Origin of the sequence: Streptococcus tangpeifui, assembly GCF_044503215.1 — a bacterium.
Classification (GTDB): Bacteria; Bacillota; Bacilli; order Lactobacillales; family Streptococcaceae; genus Streptococcus; species Streptococcus tangpeifui.
The window spans coordinates 694,297-714,819 of record NZ_CP172427.1 but is presented as its reverse complement, the minus strand read 5'-3'; the positions used below and the strand labels follow the sequence as shown (position 1 = coordinate 714,819).

At 40.5% G+C, this 20,523-nt stretch carries 18 protein-coding genes; 1 reads left to right on the top strand and 17 read right to left on the bottom strand.

What is annotated here, in order from left to right:
- Positions 1-83: 83 nt before the first annotated feature.
- The 13 genes from ACFSN5_RS03440 to dnaG form a co-directional block, all read right to left on the bottom strand.
- Positions 84-1,337: a hypothetical protein gene (locus ACFSN5_RS03440; protein WP_165329142.1), complete on the bottom strand. Its 1,254-nt coding sequence runs from the start codon at positions 1,335-1,337 to the stop codon at positions 84-86.
- Between the two features lies 1 nt (position 1,338).
- A complete protein-coding gene (locus tag ACFSN5_RS03435; protein ID WP_165329143.1) occupies positions 1,339-3,873 on the bottom strand; it encodes an LTA synthase family protein in 2,535 nt (844 codons plus the stop codon).
- Positions 3,874-3,876: 3 nt separating this feature from the next.
- Positions 3,877-5,622: a rhamnan synthesis F family protein gene (locus ACFSN5_RS03430; RefSeq protein WP_165329144.1), complete on the bottom strand. Its 1,746-nt coding sequence runs from the start codon at positions 5,620-5,622 to the stop codon at positions 3,877-3,879.
- A gap of 3 nt (positions 5,623-5,625) precedes the next feature.
- Complete coding sequence (locus ACFSN5_RS03425; protein WP_165329145.1) at positions 5,626-6,666, bottom strand: glycosyltransferase family 2 protein; 1,041 nt, start codon at positions 6,664-6,666, stop codon at positions 5,626-5,628.
- Positions 6,667-6,692: 26 nt separating this feature from the next.
- On the bottom strand, positions 6,693-7,913 hold the full coding sequence (locus tag ACFSN5_RS03420) for an ABC transporter ATP-binding protein (RefSeq protein ID WP_165329146.1): 1,221 nt from the start codon (positions 7,911-7,913) through the stop codon (positions 6,693-6,695).
- On the bottom strand, positions 7,913-8,725 hold the full coding sequence (locus ACFSN5_RS03415) for an ABC transporter permease (protein ID WP_004229218.1): 813 nt from the start codon (positions 8,723-8,725) through the stop codon (positions 7,913-7,915). The genes ACFSN5_RS03420 and ACFSN5_RS03415 overlap by 1 nt, the downstream gene beginning before the upstream one ends.
- Positions 8,726-8,734: 9 nt before the next feature.
- A complete protein-coding gene (locus ACFSN5_RS03410) occupies positions 8,735-9,694 on the bottom strand; it encodes a glycosyltransferase family 2 protein (protein ID WP_165329147.1) in 960 nt (319 codons plus the stop codon).
- Positions 9,684-10,838 carry a beta 1-4 rhamnosyltransferase Cps2T gene (gene cps2T / locus ACFSN5_RS03405; RefSeq protein ID WP_004229180.1) on the bottom strand — a complete coding sequence of 385 codons (1,155 nt, stop codon included), beginning with the start codon at positions 10,836-10,838 and terminating at the stop codon, positions 9,684-9,686. The genes ACFSN5_RS03410 and cps2T overlap by 11 nt, the downstream gene beginning before the upstream one ends.
- 636 nt (positions 10,839-11,474) lie before the next feature.
- A complete protein-coding gene (gene rfbD / locus ACFSN5_RS03400; protein WP_165329148.1) occupies positions 11,475-12,326 on the bottom strand; it encodes a dTDP-4-dehydrorhamnose reductase in 852 nt (283 codons plus the stop codon).
- A 105-nt stretch (positions 12,327-12,431) separates the two neighbouring features.
- Positions 12,432-13,358: a glycosyltransferase family 2 protein gene (locus tag ACFSN5_RS03395; RefSeq protein ID WP_165329149.1), complete on the bottom strand. Its 927-nt coding sequence runs from the start codon at positions 13,356-13,358 to the stop codon at positions 12,432-12,434.
- 14 nt (positions 13,359-13,372) lie between these two features.
- Positions 13,373-13,708: a metal-sulfur cluster assembly factor gene (locus ACFSN5_RS03390; protein ID WP_004228414.1), complete on the bottom strand. Its 336-nt coding sequence runs from the start codon at positions 13,706-13,708 to the stop codon at positions 13,373-13,375.
- 362 nt (positions 13,709-14,070) lie between these two features.
- Positions 14,071-15,180: an RNA polymerase sigma factor RpoD gene (gene rpoD, locus ACFSN5_RS03385; RefSeq protein ID WP_004229816.1), complete on the bottom strand. Its 1,110-nt coding sequence runs from the start codon at positions 15,178-15,180 to the stop codon at positions 14,071-14,073.
- A gap of 8 nt (positions 15,181-15,188) precedes the next feature.
- Positions 15,189-16,985 (bottom strand): DNA primase, encoded by a 1,797-nt coding sequence (dnaG, locus tag ACFSN5_RS03380; RefSeq protein WP_165329150.1) that lies wholly within the window; start codon positions 16,983-16,985, stop codon positions 15,189-15,191.
- Between the two features lie 226 nt (positions 16,986-17,211).
- Between dnaG and mscL the strand changes: the two genes are divergently transcribed.
- A complete protein-coding gene (gene mscL / locus ACFSN5_RS03375) occupies positions 17,212-17,595 on the top strand; it encodes a large conductance mechanosensitive channel protein MscL (RefSeq protein ID WP_040804486.1) in 384 nt (127 codons plus the stop codon).
- A 159-nt stretch (positions 17,596-17,754) separates the two neighbouring features.
- On the opposite strand, the gene rpsU is transcribed toward mscL, so the two are convergent.
- The 4 genes from rpsU to ACFSN5_RS03355 form a co-directional block, all read right to left on the bottom strand.
- Positions 17,755-17,931 (bottom strand): 30S ribosomal protein S21, encoded by a 177-nt coding sequence (gene rpsU / locus ACFSN5_RS03370; protein ID WP_002963309.1) that lies wholly within the window; start codon positions 17,929-17,931, stop codon positions 17,755-17,757.
- Positions 17,932-18,136: 205 nt separating this feature from the next.
- Positions 18,137-18,958: a transporter substrate-binding domain-containing protein gene (locus ACFSN5_RS03365; RefSeq protein WP_165209566.1), complete on the bottom strand. Its 822-nt coding sequence runs from the start codon at positions 18,956-18,958 to the stop codon at positions 18,137-18,139.
- A 135-nt stretch (positions 18,959-19,093) separates the two neighbouring features.
- Positions 19,094-19,558 carry an 8-oxo-dGTP diphosphatase gene (locus tag ACFSN5_RS03360; RefSeq protein ID WP_165209563.1) on the bottom strand — a complete coding sequence of 155 codons (465 nt, stop codon included), beginning with the start codon at positions 19,556-19,558 and terminating at the stop codon, positions 19,094-19,096.
- A 16-nt stretch (positions 19,559-19,574) separates the two neighbouring features.
- A complete protein-coding gene (locus ACFSN5_RS03355; protein WP_165209560.1) occupies positions 19,575-20,300 on the bottom strand; it encodes a DUF554 domain-containing protein in 726 nt (241 codons plus the stop codon).
- Positions 20,301-20,523: the final 223 nt, after the last annotated feature.

The window sequence follows — 20,523 nt, the reverse complement described above, 5'->3', positions numbered from 1 at the left end:
ATGACTCTCCTAAAACAAAAAGGCGATCGAAAATAACTCTCGAAAACACCCTTTTATATGATGTTTTACCTCTACTACATCAACTATTGGGGAAGACTACGGCCCTTTCGTTCCCTTTGCAAACTAATCGTATCAATAAATTCGCAACATATCATCATAATAATAATAAGTCCAGAAAAAATAAGCGGTGTGTAGGTTCGCAGCCCTGAAGCATAGATTGTCGGTGATAGAGATACTGTCATCCGAGCAACATAGCCCACTGCTAAAACAACTATAGCCGTTCCCGCCTGCCATCGATTTTCAAATATCAAGAAAACAGAAATAGCAATCACTGCTAACAAAATGGTATACAGAGACAATGGATAAAGATTTGCCTTAAAGCTAAATTTGGTAATTGGCTGCTGGCTTTGAAAATCATTAACCCTTTGCACAGCCGTTAATAGACTTGTACTTCCCAGACGATTAGTTAAAATCGTATAAAGAACTGCACCGGACATAACTGATGAAATATACCGCCGCTTAAGCAAGGCCAAAACAAGGGTAGCTATAAGCAATAAATAGATAATTGTTAGCTCAGATGTCACAAACAAAACACGGTTGGTCTCCATATACCCTTTAGCTATTTTAACCACAAACGTTAACTTGTCAAAACCAGGATACCAAGTCTTAGCTTCAACCATAGTGCGATGACCAGAGCCTGGTGCTACTAAAGCAGAAATAGTTCCCACAAACGCTATTACCACAGCTGATAAATAATAGACATTTACCTGCTCATGAATAAGCCAAGTTTTAAGCAACAGAAAGGCAAAAATTATCAGAGCAAAGATCGTAAACTGCTCTTGCATACAGGCGAAAATCATAAAAGGAAAAGATGTAAGCAACCACTTAACCTTTTTTTGCTCCAGACAATACCAAGCTATCACAAAAGCAACCATCGGAAAAAGATAATTGGTTACTGTTGCAATCAACCCTGCACTAGTAAAAAAGATACTTGGGAATACCAATAAAAACAGGGCTGGAATAATAAAACGAAGTCCCCAATATTTATCATCCTTTAGGAAGACACCATTAAAGCAATAAAAGAATACCGCCACAGCCACCAACAGAGTGAGATCAAAAATCAGATAATGGGCTGACATAAACATGGTAACAGATTCGATGAGGAGACGACTAGACCATACTTGGTAGCGGTGGATAGCAAACTCAAAGAAACCATAACGCTTAGATAAGCGAGCAAAACTAACCTGATCCCCTACATCATTGATATAAACAATGGATTGCACTGTAAAGAGTAAACTCATAAAGCAATAATATACCGGCAAATAAAATTTTTTCACGCTACTTTTCTCCCTTTACTTTAAAGAAATCGTCATTTGAAGCTATATAGCCCTTACCAGAAATCAAGTCATATTCGATCAACTTTAGATCATGTGCTACTTTTTTCTGTTTCTTAGTTGTATGCTTTTTATCAATGCTGGCATTATCCATCACTTCTGTTAACAAGGCCTGATAAGGAGATACCTTTGTTGACGTTGTCAACAACAACTCTGCTGAAAAATCACTGGAATTAATATAAGGGTGGTTTTGTTTAGGAGTGGGATAATTACTCCAGATAAAGTAATCTGTCTGATACTGAGTTTCTGGTTTATCTTTAAACGTACTATCCGGATAGAAACCTGGCAGGTGATCCCCATAAAAGACAACTGTTACCCTTTTATCTAATTTGGATAACTCACTCAAAAACTCTTTCGTTGCATCATCAGTTTGTTTTAACTCTTTTGCATAATTATTGGTATAACTATTCTCAGCCGGATCAAATCCTTTACCAGAACCACCGTATGGTGTTTTATCTGTATAATTCCAAGGTGCATGGTTTTGATAGGTAATAACCGAGAAAAATTGATTCTGCGAAGGATTGATATTATCTGTAACAGTCTGATAGGTATTAGCATCACTTGGATAAACTCCTAGAGTTCCCAAATGTTTAGATTTTTTTGTCCCACCATCAGCTGCTATAAATTCATCAAATCCAAGACGTCGATAAATTGATTTGCGTGAATACATGTTAGCATCACCCAAATGGATGGCAATCTTATTTTTTGACTCAAAGGAATCACTAATTGAAGGCATTCGCTTCATTTCAGGAGCAACTTCAGTATAAAGCGTCGAAATAGATGATGATAAATTATACATCGGCAATCCGGTCAATGATTGAAACTCCATATTGGCTGTACCACCACCGTAAGAATCTGCCTTCATTAGACCACTTGTATAATTCTTTTTAACTGACTTAATATACGGGATAGGATCACGATTAAGGCTAACATCTGATAAACGACTAGGATCCGCAAAACTCTCACTCAAAACAAAGATGACTGTCTGATCCGAAATACTACCTTTTCGGCCTTTGTTGATAACATCAGCTTTTTGAGTATATTCTTGAGCAAGTTTCTCAATAGTATCTTTGCTGTAACCTGAGGGCCTTTCCATCTTAGAGGAAGTCAGCTGCTTAGTCCAAACGAACATTAAAGAACGCTCCCTCGCCACCACAGACTGTCCCATCCACTCAATATTTTCTGTATTGTTGAGACTAGATAAAATCGGAATATTATTTGCAATCTTCCCGTTCTCCTGCTGCCCAAAAATCGTAACCACTGTGGTAAACAGTACTAAGATAGGGATTGATACTGCCACCCTTAGACGCCAGTCCGAATGGATAATATCTTTAAATGATAAGAGTTTCCATAAAAAATAGGTCAGGCCTGCTAAGGCCACAATAGCTAGAACAGCAATTAAAATTGCTGTCGCATTGACATAGGAGAGCAAGAGTCCAACATCTTTGAGCCAGCTTAAATCGCTGAATAAAACTGGTTCATTACGCATACTGAATTTAATACTATTAGCAACAGATAGCAAGGAACCCACAGCAATCAAGGTTGTTGTCGCAATCAGGTAGCGGTTAACCACCATATAAAAGACAACATTGACCAGAGCTAAAACCAAAATTTGGTAGACACTGGCCCCTGGGAAAATATACCGACCTAGTATCGGTCCATCTGCCTTGATAGTCGCCTGAAAAATATAGTTAAAGATAATCGCTAGTAAAAAACTTGTTGCTACTGCTAATGAGATGGACGCCCGTTTTTTCATAGCATCGGCGATCCCCCTAACAACTACAAAGCACAAGGCCGAATACAGTACCAAGCAGATAGCCAAACTTGCTCCCATAACCCAAGCATAGTCAGAAAGATCTGCTTTTTTAATAAGACTTAAAAGAGACGGTTTCATAGCAGCGATAGCTAAATGATCATTGACAATAGCCATCCCCAGAAAAGCAAATACAGGCAGCTGATAACTCTTATAATGTTTCAAGGGTTTGTCTAGACTAAGCAGACTATCTTCTAATTTTGAATGTTTAGATTGATTCTTCTTATGGTTCTCACGCAGTTTATCCGACAAAAACTGAATGACTCCCGCTAGGACTAAGATACCTAAAACAGTCAACAGAGTTTTAGACTGAAAGAAATCATTATGACCGAGGTGCTCCCACCTAAATTTAGCATTATTTAAATTTCGTGTTACTAGCAGGAAATAAGAGACAAAGAGGTAAGTGAGGTAACCTAGACCATACTGTAACCAAAGTTCCCATTTTAGTCCTCGGCTGACATAAATAGCCAATCCAACCACTGAAATTCCGTACAGAGTACCATTAAGGGTACCAGACGATTTAAAGACCTTCAACAGCTTGTGAGCACGATGACCCTGCAACAACTGCTGATTGACTAAGAAGAAACTGATGCAAAAGACAAAAAGGCAAATAAGCACGATGTGCAAAATTTTGTACCAATCTATATCTTTGATAATTTTTCTCATAGTTTACTTTTTTAAAAGCCTCTTCACAATATACTTCACCGCCCGGGCTGGTCCGATGATAATATACTTCAAAGCTCCCTTAATTCCTCCCATATAGGTAAAATCAACATAAGTATTTGGACTACTGTTGGCACGTGTATTGAGCATCTTGTTCTCAATAAAAGGTGTCATAGTAATCGGATTTTGTGAAATACGATAATCATAGTGGCCAGCCCAAGCGATGTAAATCAATAGGCGCTCAATAGCATGGAGAATCGAATTTTGCGGCAAAGGCTCTGCCGGAACATCTTCATCTGTTAAATCCAAATCAAAGAGAGGCTTAAGAGCATCGTATCTAAACCAAGCATAAGTACCGTAACTCATAACAAAGGTATCCATGGACTCGAAATTAATAGACTTTTTCAAAGCCATCTTTTCCCAGAGTTCTTCCATTTCTGGAGCAATGAGATTTTCATTCCAGGCCACGACAATTTTATTGAAACGAAAGAAGGTTGGCATATCGGCAATGACAATCCCAAGTCTGTCATTACTAGCCATCTGAGTCAGAATTTTATCCGCTGGCTTAACCAGCATAGCAATCAATTCCTGCCGCCATGATTGACCAGCCCAATAGTCTGCTTCCTTGGATTTCTTGGTGTGGAAATGACCAATATAATCATACTTCTTGAGCTGTTCCTTCAATTTTAACATAGGCAGAACATCACGGCCAATATTCCCAGTCACAAAGATTTGGGCTAGAACTCGATTCTGCTCTAATATTGTCTGGATTTCGGACTGCTTCTCTTCCCTATCCGTTGTAATAAAGAGATCATAGGTAAAATGGAAAGACTTGAAGGCATCCAAAAATTCTTGCAAAAGATCCACATAGAAAACATGGAGGTGAACAGCAACCTTACAAGTCACTGGTAGCTCTGTTTCAGATGTCTTACCCAGATATTTACGAGCTAAAAGATAAGGTAGATCAGGCTGACTGATACTGGTCATATGGCTGATAATTAAATCCACAGGGTAGTCCGAACTCACTTCAATCTGATTAAGGATATAAGGGGCAATAGACTGGTTAGCATCCATGGTCTTAACCTTAATAAAAGGCACACGAGCATCAAGGATAGCTGTCGGATTGTAATAACTAAAATCAGGATGTAGCATTCCTTCTGTGGAAGTCTTAAGCGTGTTAAAAACTGCATCATACTTGAAGCCTACATCGGTCAAAGCTGTTGTTACTCGGGTTTCATACTGCCCAATAACCTCTTGGACATTCGTAAAATCTTCAATCCCTTGCCAGAAATCAAGAAAAGCTGATGAAGCAACTACCTTTTGACTGAAACTGATAAAGTAGCTCTGTATATGTTCAGGAAAGCTCTGAGTCTTTCGATGATTGGTCAGTCCCCAGAAGTCAACATTAGGGTCAGTCTCAAACTTCTGATAGCTCGGTTCCAAATCCCACAGGGGGCCAAAACAGGTATCGTTCATAGTTGTAACAGAGTCATAACCTGCTAAGTTCTCCCACCCGACTTGAACCATACCATCACGCCATGCTGCAAAGTCAAAACCACTATTCTCACGCTGGATGAAATCATCAATTAAACCTTGCTCTTTGAGCATAGTTTGGTCCACTGTTTTAAAGGAACTATTAGAAATGAAGACGACCTTGCTAAAGAGCGGCCGCATTTTCTCCAATTGATAATGGACATGCGAACTCAGGCGATTAAATTTATTAAAATGAACATACAAAAGCAAACGCTTCATGTTTTATTTTCTCCTAAAGAAATTGATGATTTTAGTTGTAAGGGTCCAACGCTTAGACGTAATAACCTTCTGATATTCTGACAGCCAATGGGATTTTTCAGCTTTCTCTTGTTCCAAGAGCTTATGAGCTTCTATACCAGAATGGATTTCCTGATTGAGCAAATTATGCGTATTTTGAACTTCATCAACCAATTCTACAATTTTATATTTCTGTTGGTGAATCTCTTGGCTAAGATAAAAAATGCGTTTTTCTTGCTTGGCATCGTGACGAACAAGAATATCAGTCATCTCTGCCATATCTTGATCAGGATATTTTTTTAAATAGTATAACTGGGTTTTTAAAAGACCATCAATCCGGTGAAGCATTTTTTCTTCTGATTGAGGACGAGAATCAGAATCTCTAGTCATCCGATAGGCAACTGCCGGTTGAGGTAGAAAAGATAATTCTGTTCTTCTAAAAAATTCAAGTTGCATTGGAAAACCATCATCAACTGAGGTTGAATCTATAATTTCATTGACTTCCTGCATCATTTTTGTCTCAACTAACCATGACGAAGTTAAAGTCATCCCCTTAGTCGCTAACATTTTCTCATAGGTGTTAGCATAGGCGATAGGGCCATTTTTAAAAACATCCTCAGCTGTAACTTGATTATTTTCATCAACGATATTAAAACTAGTATTACACCACTTGGATTTGGGATTAGCTTCCAACAAATCCACTTGCTTTTGCAATTTTTTAGGGTCAATCCAGTAATCATCAGCATCACAGCGGGCTATATATTTTCCCCTTGCTTCTTTACAGATATCAATCCAAGTTCTAGTAATCCCCTTATTTTCCGCATTGAGGAAAACCCGAATTAAATCTGGGTGTCTTGTTGCATAGGACTGAATAATAGCTCTGGAGTTATCAGTTGAACAATCATCAACCAGTATTATTTCATAGGGAAAATTAACTTCTTGGCTGAGAAAACTTTCAATTGCTGTTTCAATAAAATCAGCATAGTTGTAACTCGTACAAATGACTGATACCATCATGTTCGACATAAGCTAGCCTCCCATCTACTCACAAATCAGTTAGACAAAATTTCCCAACTTCCATTTCTTTTGATAATACCCGATGCTGAATCTATAGCAGACAGATCATCAAGGTTAAGATCATCACGATTCAGCACAATAATTGGCGCATTATTATTGTTAGCAAAGGCCAACATTTCTTTTGACTTTCCTAGAACAGTAACCTGCAATTTAAGCTTAATATCATTCAAATTGGCAATGCTACAGGAATAGCGGTAGCTTTTATGACCACTCCCTTTGGTTGGAAAGTCTAAGGCGTTGTCATTATACATCCAAATATTGCGGTCAATATCTGTCAGTGAGAAGACAATATGAGTCTCAATATCATCTAAAACATCATAAGAGATTTCAAACTCAATTTTTTCATTTTGTGTCATTTGCTGATTAGATAACAATTTAACTTCCAGATTATCAACATGTTTGATATCTTCAACTTTATTTTCACTATCGTTACTTTCAGCTTCAGGCTGTACTGCATTATCCAAGCTGTACTGATTAGCAACATCATCTGGTTCACCATAGGCTTTAATCAAGCCATCATCAATCAAGACAGCCTTATTGCAATATTTCTTCACAGCTGCCATATCATGGGTAACAAGGATTGTAGTCTTACCGCTTTCTTTACGCTCCATGAAATAATCATTACATTTACGCTGGAAAGATTCATCACCGACAGCTAAAACTTCATCAAGAATGAGAATATCACCTTGCGCTTTAATAGCAACTGAGAAGGCTAGGCGAACCTGCATACCACTTGAATAATTCTTGAGTTTTTGATTCATGAACTCTTTGAGCTCAGCGAATTCAACAATATCATCATACATGGCATCAACTTCTTCAGTTGAGAAGCCTAGCATGGCCCCATTCATATAAACATTCTCACGACCTGTCAATTCAGGATTGAAACCAACCCCTAACTCAATGAAAGAGACCAGTTTCCCATCAATAGTCACAGAACCCTTTTCTGGTACATAAATCTGCGAAATAATTTTTAAAAGTGTAGATTTCCCTGAACCATTACGGCCAACAATTCCAAAGAAATCACCCTTTTCCACCTCGAAATTGATGTCACGCAGAACATGCTGCTCCTTGTAACCTTTCACACCTTTAAAACGATTGACCACTGTCGTCCGCAGACTGTTAGAAGCTTCAACAGGTAATTTAAAATATTTGCTGACGTGGTCAACTTTTACTGCAATATTATTTTCTGTTGTCATTATAGAATCTCCGCAAATCTCTTAGAACTACGATTAAAGACTGTTAAGCCAATGGCAAAAATGATAAATGGCAAAACATAAGGAATAGCATAGTACCACCAGTGATTGATCAAATTCCAGATAGTCAAATTGGCTTTATCAATCAGGAGATAACGCAGGTCCTGAATCATTTGCGCCAAAGGATTAAGCATGATAATTTTACCGGCCAAGACCCCCTTAGCACCTTGATTGGTAATAAAGGTCAAAGGATAAATAATTGGGGTTGCGTACATCCCAGCTTGCAGGAAGACTTCCCAAATTTGGCCAATATCACGGAATTTGACATAGAGGGTTGCCAGTAAGAGAGCCACACCCCAAGCCATGATAAAGAGCTCAAAGAAGAGCGGAATGGCAAAAACAGCGTCCCAGCCAATATGAACACCATTGACTAAGGCAAAAATCAGCACAACAATCAAATTAATTCCAAAATTAATCAAAGCTCCACAGACTGCTGATAGGACAATGATCGATTTGGAAAAATTCAGCTTACGCAGCAGATCACCACGAGTAACGATAGAAACCATCCCCATGCTAGTTGCTTCCATAAAAAAGGACCAGATAACATTGGCCAAAAGCAAGGCTACTGCGAAGTGAGGTACATCTCCCCCTAAGCGTAAGAAACGAATGAAGACCAGATACATAATCATAAAGAGCATGAGAGGCTTTAAAATTGACCAGAGATAGCCGATGACACTGCCCTGATAACGCAGCTTAAAGTCTGTTTTTATGAGTTCTTTTAGTAGGATACGATTCTTCTTACTAAGTAAATCCATGATATTCTCCTATGCTTGATAGCCATATTTTTGATAATGACTATAGCCGATTTTTGTTACAATTAATGCTTTAAAAACCAAGCTGTGAAAGGCTCGATTTTTAGCAAATCTAAAAGTTTTCAAGGTCTGGCATCTTTGTGAGCAGGAACCATCTAGTAGTCCGACATAAGCTTGAACCACTTTTTTGGGGCCCTGCTCCAATTCTAAATCCAGAAGTAGGCTGGCCTGCCTTTGGCTGGCATCAATCAACCACCAGTATTTGGCAATTAGCTTATGTGGCCGCAGCCAATTTTTTATACGCTTTGACCATGTCCGTGCCCCTAGAACGTTGTTATCATGTTGACGATAAAGCTCAGTGGCCTGATCCAAATAGACCAGAGTTCCTTTAGCAGCCGCCACCAGAGCCAAGTACCAGTCATGCATGATAACTTTATCCAAGTCTTTCTCTCCCCAATTTTTGGCAGTTGCTTGATTAATCATAGCAACGCCGCCAGTAACAGTATTCTCGGTCAACTCCTGCAAAAGGCTAGTATTAGCATGATCGGACTGAGTCCTGATCATACTCTCACGTAGCACTGCTAAGTTCTGATTGACAATCTTAAGATCAGTATACACCAAGAGTGGAGCATTCTGAGAATACTTCTGGCCTTCTTCGAGGCAGACCTCCAACTTTTCTGGCAACCAGACATCATCTTGGTCGCAGAAAAAATAAAAGTCAGCCTCTTGATACTTAAGGAGGGTATAAAAGTTTTTGACAACTCCAAGATTTTCCCGCTTATCTGGATTGATAAAGTGAATTCGAGGATCCCGACTAGCATAATCTGCGATAATCTCAGGCGTCCGATCACTAGAACCATCATCCCTAATCAAGAGGGTCCAATCTTTGTAAGTCTGATTCAAGACACTGTCCAATTGCTGAGCTAAGAAGCGCTGACCATTGTAGGTAGACATGAGTATATTAACTTTCATCTAAAAATAACTCCTCATACTCCCTAACAATTTTTGACCAAGTATAGTTGTCAGCCATTTGCTGATTGGCTGCCTGTCCAAGCTGACTAAAATCCGTTTGACTATCCACCTGATTAATCAAGTCTGCTAAGTCACCAGCTTCCTTAGTCCAGTAACAAGCCGTCCGGCCAGCCACCTTCCGATTAAAATCAACACCCAGAACCAGATTTAAATCTGTATGAGCTAGAGCTTCTAGGAGACCTGGGTTGGTCCCACCAACCTCGTGACCATGAACATAGGCAAAAGCCGCCTGACGCAAATAAGTCAAAAGCTCACGATTATAAACCGTCCCAACGAACTTGATGCGAGGGTCTTGATCGAAACCAGTCTTTTGTCGCAACTCCTCAAAATAAGGATTGCCTTCCTGATTACAAATGATAACCAAGTCCCTCTTGGTACCAGATGCCATAAACTCCCGGATAGCCGTTTCATAATTATTTTCAGGAACAAAGCGGCCTACAATCAGGTAGTAGCCTTTTTCTTCAGTCTGCCATCTGGTAAAAAAGTTTCTAACCTCGCTCGATCCAGCCGTCAAACTAGAAGGTGTCAGGTCAGTTCCATAAGCAATAAAAGTTGTCTTAGACCAAGGATAGCTAGTTTGAATATAATCTTCAATACCTTGGTTATCCGAAATAATCAAATCAGCCTTCTTAGTCATAACTTTCTCAGCATATTTGAGATAAGTCTGCACTGGCTTCGACCACTTAGACCGCTTCCATTCCAGCCCATCCGGATTGACAAAGAGCTGGCCACCCAGCTTGTGAATCTTACGAGCAAAAGGAGCAATAAAGGCTCCAATAGTATTGCCCAAAATGTAAAAGATAGGCTTTTTGATAGCATGCTGCTTAATCAATTTCAAAGCATAGTTGATGGCCTGCATATCATAAGCAATCACTCGGGCGGGACCCAACTGGGGCGGATTGACCGTATAACAGTCAGCCCCCATGTATGTAGAATGATGACCCGTTTCCTTATCAGAAAGGCAGGCAACATGATAAATTAAGTCATCAGATTGACGATTCTTGACCAGCTCTTGAACGAAGGTCTCAAACCCTCCATACTTCGCAGGCAAGCCCCGACTTCCAATGATAAAAACGTGTTGCATACACAAGTTCTCCATTCTAGCAATACAATCACTCTATTATACCATAAAACAAGTTATCATTTCAGTGATTAAGCTAAATTATTAAGATACTAAACTTTTAATGGCTTCACTAAATTTTAAGATGGGACCACTTGCAATGGCCCTAACTCCCTATGCTCCCCTTATCTTACTAGCCTAGTGAACAATGACCGCATCTACACTGACAACCTAAAAAGGGAGTGGGCAAGAACCCAAAAATTGAAAATTTTGGTTCTCACCACTCCCTGATTTTAAGGCAGTGACCTGAAACAATCTCTCCTAGACCGTTTTTGGTACTTGCTTTGCAAGCTTCATTCCCCGATTAAAAAGGTCTCCCAGACCTTTTTAACCCACCCCCGCACAGCTCACAAGGCCTGAGGAACCTTTGAGGTTGGAAATAAGATGAACGATGGTCATCACACTTGTTTAGTTTTTCCACTTTGGCCTTGTAGAAAAAGGAAAACCGGCCGCAGTGGTTCATTGATGCTAAAACACCTAATGAACTGTGGGAGTAAGACTTCTTGGCCTAGCCAACCAGTCTTACTCCCAACCACTGCGCCAAGAGTTTATTCCAAAACAGGAAGACTGGACGAGTTTTCGCCCAGCCTCCTCATGTGATTACTTCTTTTCTTGTTTATAAAATTCTTGCAGAGCTTCTTGCCACGTTGGAATAACAAATCCAGTTGCTTTGGCCTTGGTCAAACTCATGGTTGAGTTCAAAGGACGTTTGGCTTTAGCAGGAAATTGACTGGAATCAACTGGTGCCACTTCGACATCGGTATCCTTGAGGATCTCCTTAGCAAAATCATACCACGTAGTGTCTTCGGTCGCATCGTTGGACAGATGATAATATCCATAGTCCTTCTGATTTTCGGTGACATAGGTCATAAATTCAGCCAAGGTACGGGTCCAAGTCGGACGACCGTGTTGATCATTGACAACTGTCAAACGAGAATGAGTTTTAGCCAAATTTTGCATAGTAAAGACAAAATTTTTCCCGTAGTTACCGAAAACCCAAGCTGTCCGAATAATATAGTAGTGATTCAAGTATTTTTCAACCGCTTCTTCACCTAAACGTTTCGTACGACCATATTCAGTTTGTGGGTCAGGTTGGTCAGTTTCCAACCACTCTTCTCCAACAGGCTTTTGCCCATCAAAAACATAGTCGGTTGAAATATAGACCAAAGTAGCTCCGTACTTAGCAGCAGCCTTAGCAATATTTTCGGTTCCAATGACATTGATGGCATAATCCAACTCTTTTCCCTCATCTTCTGCCGCATCCACCGCAGTATAGGCTGCGCAGTGATACACTAAACTTGGCTTAACTTGTGCAAAGACCTCGTCAACCTTGGCAGCATTCGTAATATCCATTTCTGCCACATCTACAGCTACATACTCTTCATTTCTTTCATCCAGCAAATAGCGCAATTCTGTTCCCAATTGTCCATTGCTTCCAGTAATTAAAATCATTGAATTCTCCTTTGCACAAACAGGGCTTACAAGTAGGTTAGAAGCCAAACATCAGCCCTGCTAAACTTTATTGCTTCCTTATTCTAACAAAAAAAAGGGGTAATTTCACCCCTTTTCTTTAACAATATAGACAGGTCGTTTCTTGGTTTCTAAGAAAATTTTAGCAACATACTTGCCAATAATCCCTAAAGCCAAGAGCTGGAGACCGCCTAAAAACATGATAATCGATATGGTGGATGCCCAACCACTAACGGGATCGCCAAAAATCAGTCGTCGAATAACCACAAACAAAATGGCAACTATTGATAAAATAAAGCTAGTCAACCCAGCCCAGGTTGCCAGATTAAGCGGAGCTTCTGAAAAATTAACAAAGCCATCAATCGAATACCGCAACAAGGACCAAAAATTCCAAGAGGTATCACCTGCCACCCGCTCACGATTTTCATAAGGCAGGTAGGTGACATCATAACCAACCCAAGAGAAGAGTCCCTTGGAGAAGCGATTGACTTCCCCTAGTTCCAAGATACTATCAACAACCTGACGCGTCATGAGACGAAAATCCCGCGCCCCATCAACCATCTCAGTATCAGAAATCTTATTGACCAACCAGTAAAAAGCACGCGCAAAGAATGATCGAATGACGGGTTCCCCTTTACGATCAGCCCGACGCGTTCCGACCACGTCAAATCCTTCTTGAACCTTTTGATACATGTCCTCTAAGAGCTCGGGGGGATCTTGTAAATCCGCATCCATTACAGTTATCAAATCGCCATCAGCAGCCTCTAAACCAGCTAATAGCGCAGCTTCCTTGCCGAAATTACGAGAGAAAGACAGATAATGAACATTCGCAAACTTTTGACTCACCTCACGTAGGACCTGCAGCGTTTGGTCTTTTGAGCCATCATTGACAAAGAGATAATCAAAGATCAACTCCTCAGCCATAGTCTGCTCTACTTTTTGTGTCTCAGCTAAAAACGGATGGATGGTTGCTTCTTCATTATAACAAGGTACGACGATACTCAACTTTTTCATACTTCTAATCCTATCTAGCGAATTCCCAAAGCAATACGAGCGTAGCGACTCATGCGTTCAACAGTCCAAGCCGGTGTCCAAACCAGTTTGACTTCAACCTTGGTCACTTCCTTGACTTCTCGAATGACATCATAAATCTGGTCAGTCAAAAGATCAGCCAGAGGACAGCCCATGGTTGTCAAGGTCATATCAATCTCGGTATAACCGCTATCTTCAAAACGAATCTCATAAACTAGACCAAGATTGACAATATCAATGCCTAATTCTGGGTCAATCACCATTTCCAGAACCTCAAGAATATGGTCTTTGATTTTTTCAACTTCTTGTTCTGTATATTTTTTCTCTGACATCAAAACTATCCTTTCTGTCAAGGGATAAGAGTCTGACACCTTATCTAAGCAATAGGTAGGCTATTAAACGAATAGAGAGCACTTGCAAGCCTGAAGAAGCAATCAATTTTTCACTGGACCTGTCTCAGTCTCTAACTGCTAGTCTCAAAAGTGAGTTACAATAATCGCCAGAGCGGCTTTCCGATCTCCCATACTGTCTCCGTTTGATTAGCACTATTAACTAGTCAAACTACGTGTCACAGTTAAAATCTTCCACTGGGTATGGGTCACTTTCTAATTTTTAGGTGACATCAAAAGCACCCACTGGACAGGCGTCGCCTCCCCATTTTTAGGCGGCAGTTAAAAACCTCCACTAGAGGTTTTTAATCCTCCATAAAGTCTTTAAGTTGCTTGCTGCGGCTTGGGTGGCGAAGCTTTCGGAGAGCCTTAGCTTCAATTTGCCGAATTCGCTCACGGGTTACGTTAAAGACTTTACCAACATCTTCTAGGGTCCGCATCTTACCATCATCAAGACCAAAACGCAAACGTAGCACATTCTCTTCACGGTCGGTCAAAGTATCCAAAACATCATTGAGTTGCTCCCGCAGGACAATCCGAGTCGTGTAGTCAACGGGATTTTCAATAACTTCATCTTCGATAAAATCTCCCAGATGGCTATCATCTTCTTCTCCAATAGGAGTTTCCAGAGAAACTGGTTCTTGAGCAATCTTGAGGATTTCCCGAACCTTATCAGGGGTCATATCCATACGTTCTGCAATTTGTTCCGGAGTTGGGTCTTGTCCCAATTCTTGCAGGAGATTGCGCTGTTCACGGACCAATTTATTGATGGTTTCAACCATGTGAACAGGTATCCGAATAGTTCTGGCTTGGTCAGCGATGGCCCGAGTGATGGCCTGACGGATCCACCAAGTAGCATAGGTTGAGAATTTGAAACCTTTGGAATAGTCAAATTTATCCACAGCCTTCATCAGTCCCATATTACCTTCCTGAATTAAGTCAAGGAACTGCATTCCACGTCCAACATAGCGTTTAGCAATAGAAACAACCAAACGCAAGTTAGCTTCAGCCAGCCGCTGTTTAGCCATCAAATCACCTTCAGCAGCAGCAATGGCCAATTCTTTTTCTTCATCATTAGTCAAGAGGGGCACAACCCCGATTTCCTTCAGATACATGCGGACGGGATCGTTAACTTTGGCAGAATTGCTGCCAATAAGCTCTTCATCCGTCAGCTCTTCTGGTTCAGGAGCTTCAATGACGTACTTACTAGATGGATTACCATCTTTATCAGTAATTGAAATACCACCATCAGTCAAGCGCTCCAGCAAATCATCAATCTGGTCAGCATCAAGAACAAAAGGAATAACCAATTTTTCAGTGACTTCGTCATCAATAGCTGTCCCTTCCTTCTTATGATTGCGAATAAAATCAGCAACTTGTACATTAAAGGTTGCATTTGTTTTTTTACTTGCCATAGTTTCCTCTATTCCATATTTTTCTTTTGAGCGACGAGAGCCTGAAACTCTAACAAGGCCCTTTCATCATCCCCGTGATTACTGCTGTCACGGATAATTTTACTGCGTTTGCGTAAATCCTGTTCTTGGCGGTATTTTTCTATCCGCTGTTCTAATCCAGTTATCTCACCATCAGCTAATTCCCTAGGCAACTCTTCTTCTTGGACACTATAATAGGCCTGCCGTAAATCATCCGCCATCTGAGCCAAATCTAAATCAGAAATTTCCCCCTTCTGACATAAAATTTGATAAAGGCTTTCAAGTTGCGGACTTTCAAAAACAAAATCGTCTCGATTGCGAAACTCATTGAGAAGATAATCGTATTGAAGCAGACGATAGAATAGCTGGTTTTCAGCCCGCTGAATAGCTGTCAAGGTCTTACTGACTGGCAACTCAGTTAGAAGCGGACCCGAACTTGTTCTAGGCTCATTAAGCTGATTGCCTCCTGCACCAGCCCGCAATTTCAACCGTTCATTATTAACCGACTGCTCCACCTGAAAATAATCAAAGTCTGGCAAACTCTCAGCCACCATATTGATATAGGTATTCTGAGCAGTAATGGAAGTTACCCCAGCGATAATTTTAGCAATTCTCTCAACATAGGCAATCTCCGCTTGTAGATTATCAACATTTTCCGGTCTGAGGTATTGAATCCAAAACTCTGTACTGGAAATTCTCGACTGACTCAGGAGTTTGGCTAGCTCTTGAGCCGAGTTGGCCTTGATAAATTCATCAGGATCCATCTGATTGGGCATTCGAACGATTTCAACTGTCAAATCCTGCAAAATGGCCAGCGACTTGGCAATAGCATTTTGACCAGCGTTATCACCATCATAGGTCAAGATGACCTTTTTGGTGAATTTTTTCAGGTGACTGACATGCTCAGGTGTCAGAGCTGTACCCATAGAGGCTACCGCATTTTCAATACCAGCTCGGTAAGCAGCAATAACATCCATGAATCCTTCCATCAGGTAAACTTCATGACTCTTAGTCATCACCGGCTTAGCCTTATCCAGATGGTACAATTCATAGGATTTATTAAAGAGGGTCGTTGCTCTAGTATTCTTATATTTAGCTTCTTTGCGATCTTGATCAGCCTGAGTCCAAATCCGACCCGAAAAGCCTATCACATGCCCATTCTCATCCGTCAGTGGAAAGATAATCCGATTGCGAAAACTATCAAAGATCGAACCAGCTTCTGATAAATTGAAAAGGCCAGAATTGAGGATAGTATCTTCATCGTAACGAGGGGACAAACTTTGATAGAGATAATTCGATTCATCAGGAGCCAGACCGATATTGAAGTAATCAATCAGCCGGTCATCTAGCCCCCGATCATAAAGGTATTGCTTAGCTGCTTCTCCGATCTTAGTCGTCTTCAAAACGGCCTGATAAAACTTGCTAGCATCCTGATTGATATCAAAGAGCTTCTGATGAGGGTTCTGACGGATCTTAGTCTGTTGATGCGATGGTTCAATGGCTAAATCCATGCCAATTCTTTCAGAGAGAATCTTGACACTTTCCATGAAAGTAATTTGGCGATACTCTTCTAGAAATTTGAAGACATCCCCTGACTTGCCACAGCCAAAACAATGAAAGAACTGCTTGTCCTCAATAACATTAAAAGAAGGGGTTTTCTCTTGGTGGAAGGGACAAAGGCCCAAGTAATTTCGACCTGACTTTGTCAGACTGACCACTTCACCAATCACATCAACAATATTGACGTTATGCTTAATCTCAGAAATAACTGATTTATCAAGGGCCATGTCATTACCTCCCTACTAAAAAGATAATTTTAGTTTTACCCCTTATTATAACACGTTTTCCTAAGTCTTGTAAAATATCAAAAGTTCCATCGCACGACACCTAATATAACAAGGAAATTAAATACTTATAACAATCAAAGTTTCTAGGCAATTCCCTTGACTTACCCGTTCTCTTTTCGATATACTGAGCAAGTATTAAATTTTGAAAGGAATTCAATTTTTTAAAATGATTAAAGAATTAAAAGACTTCTTGTTCAAGGGTAATGTCCTTGATCTTGCTGTAGCCGTTGTTATGGGGGCTGCTTTCAATGCCATCATAACTTCATTAGTTGGTGATATCATCACACCACTTATCTTAAATCCAGTTGTCAAGGCCGCTGGTGTTGAAAATCTCTCCAAACTAACTTGGAATGGTATCACGTATGGAAGCTTCTTAAGTGCCGTTCTCAATTTCCTCATCGTCGGAACAACCCTCTTCTTCATCGTTAAAGCTGGCAACAAGGCCATCGCTCTCAACAAAAAGCAAGAAGACGAAGCTGCAGAAGCTGCCGGTCCTTCACAAGAAGAATTGCTTACTGAAATCCGCGATCTTTTGGCTAAAGAAAAATAAGCTAAACAATCCAAGTCTGGCTCCTATGAGCTAGGCTTTTTTATATCTTTACTGGAGGCTACTAACCAGGCTCTAACGCAGGCTGCCTGCCGGCACTTTTTCAGACAACAAAAATCCTCAGCCACGCCGACTAAGGATTTTTCTGTTTGTTCAGCTCACTTAGAATTTTTTACGTTTGCGAGCTGCTTCTGACTTACGTTTCCGCTTTACAGAAGGTTTTTCATAGTGTTCACGTTTACGAGCCTCTTGAAGAGTTCCCGCTTTTGTGACTGAACGCTTGAAACGACGAAGAGCGTCGTCAAGTGATTCGTTTTTACGTACCACTGTTTTTGCCATGGATTTCACCTCCTCAAGAATAATGTAACGCTTTTTACGTTCCCCATTAGAATAACGAATTTTAGCAGGAATGTCAATACTTACAAGTCATTTATGAAAAAATGTTAACTCTTTGTTACCTTGTCAAAGTAAATTAGCTTTCTGGAAAAGCAGACGTTCGTCTGACATAGAAAAAAAGCTGGAAAATTCTCAGCTTCTAATGATTTTATTTTCCAGCTTCCGATTCTTGGTTAGCCTTCTTAACATAATCATCAATCTTACCTTCCTTTTTCAGTTTCTTGATGATACCGTTGATGCGGTTTCGCAGAGCTATTGATCCCTTTGGCAGGGCAATGGCATAGGAAGACCCATCAACTTTTTTGAGAGTAATATTTGCCACAGTAAGATCATCATTGCTGGAAACATACCCTTGAGCAATGGCGCTCTCCATGACGATACCCTCGATTTGACCGCTCTTCAACTCATTAACACCCTCGCTATTTTGAGTAAGAGAGACAGCCGAAGCCTTTGGAATTTGATCAGCTAGCACTCCCTCTTGGATAGTACCCTTTTGCGCAGAAACAGATTTTCCAGCAAAGCTGTCAACCGAAGTATATTTAGCCAAATCAGCCTTGCGAATAATTACAACATTTTTAGACTCAAAATACGGTTCGGTAAATTCAAAAGCTTTTTTACGTTCCTCAGTGACAGAAATCCCCGAGATCCCGTAATCAGCCTTACCAATAGATACACTTCCCAAAACATTCGTGAAAGACACTGTTAAAAAATGAACATCGACATCCAATTCCTTAGCAATTTCCCTAGAAAGCTCAACATCAACGCCAGCAACTGTATCCTTACCGTTGACCAATCGTTTAAACTCAAAAGGTGCAAAATCAGGACTGGTGGCGACAACTAGCGTGCCTCGCTTCTGGACATCCGACAGAGAAGTGTCCTCCTGAGCCGATTTCGATGAATGCGAACAAGCTACCAGACTGACTGACATTAAGGCCAGCAGGGCAACTGTAACTATTTTTTTAATTGACATAGAATTCTCCATTGTTGAAAAGGGCGGGCTTAAGTTCTATCGTCCTTAATTTTTATACTATTCTAGCTTATAAAAATACATCTGTCAAGATGAATCTACGGATTAGACAGTGGAATTCTGCATAAAATCGCAGGTCTAGTAAAACGTCTTCTGCCACTCGCCATCGATTTTATCGTGATAAAAATATTCCGACAGTTCTGTTTCATCAAAGACTCTGAGTAAGGCCAACATATCATAAGCCAAATCCATCTCTGGCAGTTCCTGACGATTCACCCAACGAACTTCTCCCTCATCAGAAGAACGCAGATGTCCGAAATAGGATTCAGCCTTATAGAGAAAAACAATATAGCGAATGCCTTCCTCAGTGTGCCAATTCTTCAGACCAACCAGACGAGGATTTTCCACGGTCAAACCTGTTTCTTCCCGAATTTCTCGTACTACCGAATCGTGGAAAGATTCCCTACCTTCTACATGACCGCCAGGCAGGGCGGCTCCTGACCAAGAATAGCGTTTGGGGTCACGAATTTGCATAACAATATTGCCCTTACCATCTTCAATTAGGCACATATTGGTTAGAATAACTTGAGACGCACGAGACATAAAAATTCTTTCCTTTCTACAAAAGAGGCAAAACAAGGGTTATCCAAAGCCAACTGATAGGCATCACTAAAACCATGGCTGGGATCATGTCAGCGGTCGGGAACATCTTGACCTGAATAATCCGAAATCCTGTTGCTACCATCAGAAAACCACCGCATGCTGTGAAATCACCGATGATCGCTGGTGTTGTTAGGGGAACAATGATACCGGCTAAATAAAAGAGAGCCGTGAAAATAACAAACTGAGGCAGAGCGATAGCAGCCACTACATATCCTAAGTTACAAGCAAAGATTGCTGCTGTGAAAAAATCCAGAATAGATTTAGAAATCAGGATGGAGGCATCTCCTGTCATTCCGTTGACCAAACTCCCATAGATACCAGTTCCGCTGGCACAAAAGAGAACGATGACGGTTACGAGGGAATTGAGAAATTGCTTCCTAGGCATATCGGGTTGTTTGGGAAAAACTTTAGACATGTAGCGTTGCATGATAAATCCACCCTTAAAAAGCAGACGATCAAAATCAAGGAGGAGACCAACGATGGTCCCCAAAACAACCGCAAAAACAACGGCAGGCATATAGGACATTTTGGTGATGGAGGTAATCCCCATCCCCATGGAACATACCCCAAAAATCATATTCATCTTCTCTTTGAAGGTATCATCCAAATGATGACCAAATAAACCGCCTAAAAGACCGCCTAAGATAATGGACAGACTGTTTACAATAACGCCAAGAGGCATGAGAACACTTCCTTTTCATACTCTTCAACAATCAAAATAGCCCTCGTCAACTCAGTTTGCCTTACGCCATTACTGTCTGCAGTTCGTTGCCTTGTCTATTTTGAATTTTCATTGAGTATTACTTTAAATTAGCTATTATTCTATCACGACTAAAAGCAAAATGAAAGGCGGCTGAGGGAAGCCTTATCTCTGGCTAGAGTTGTTTACACCTACCTTATGATGT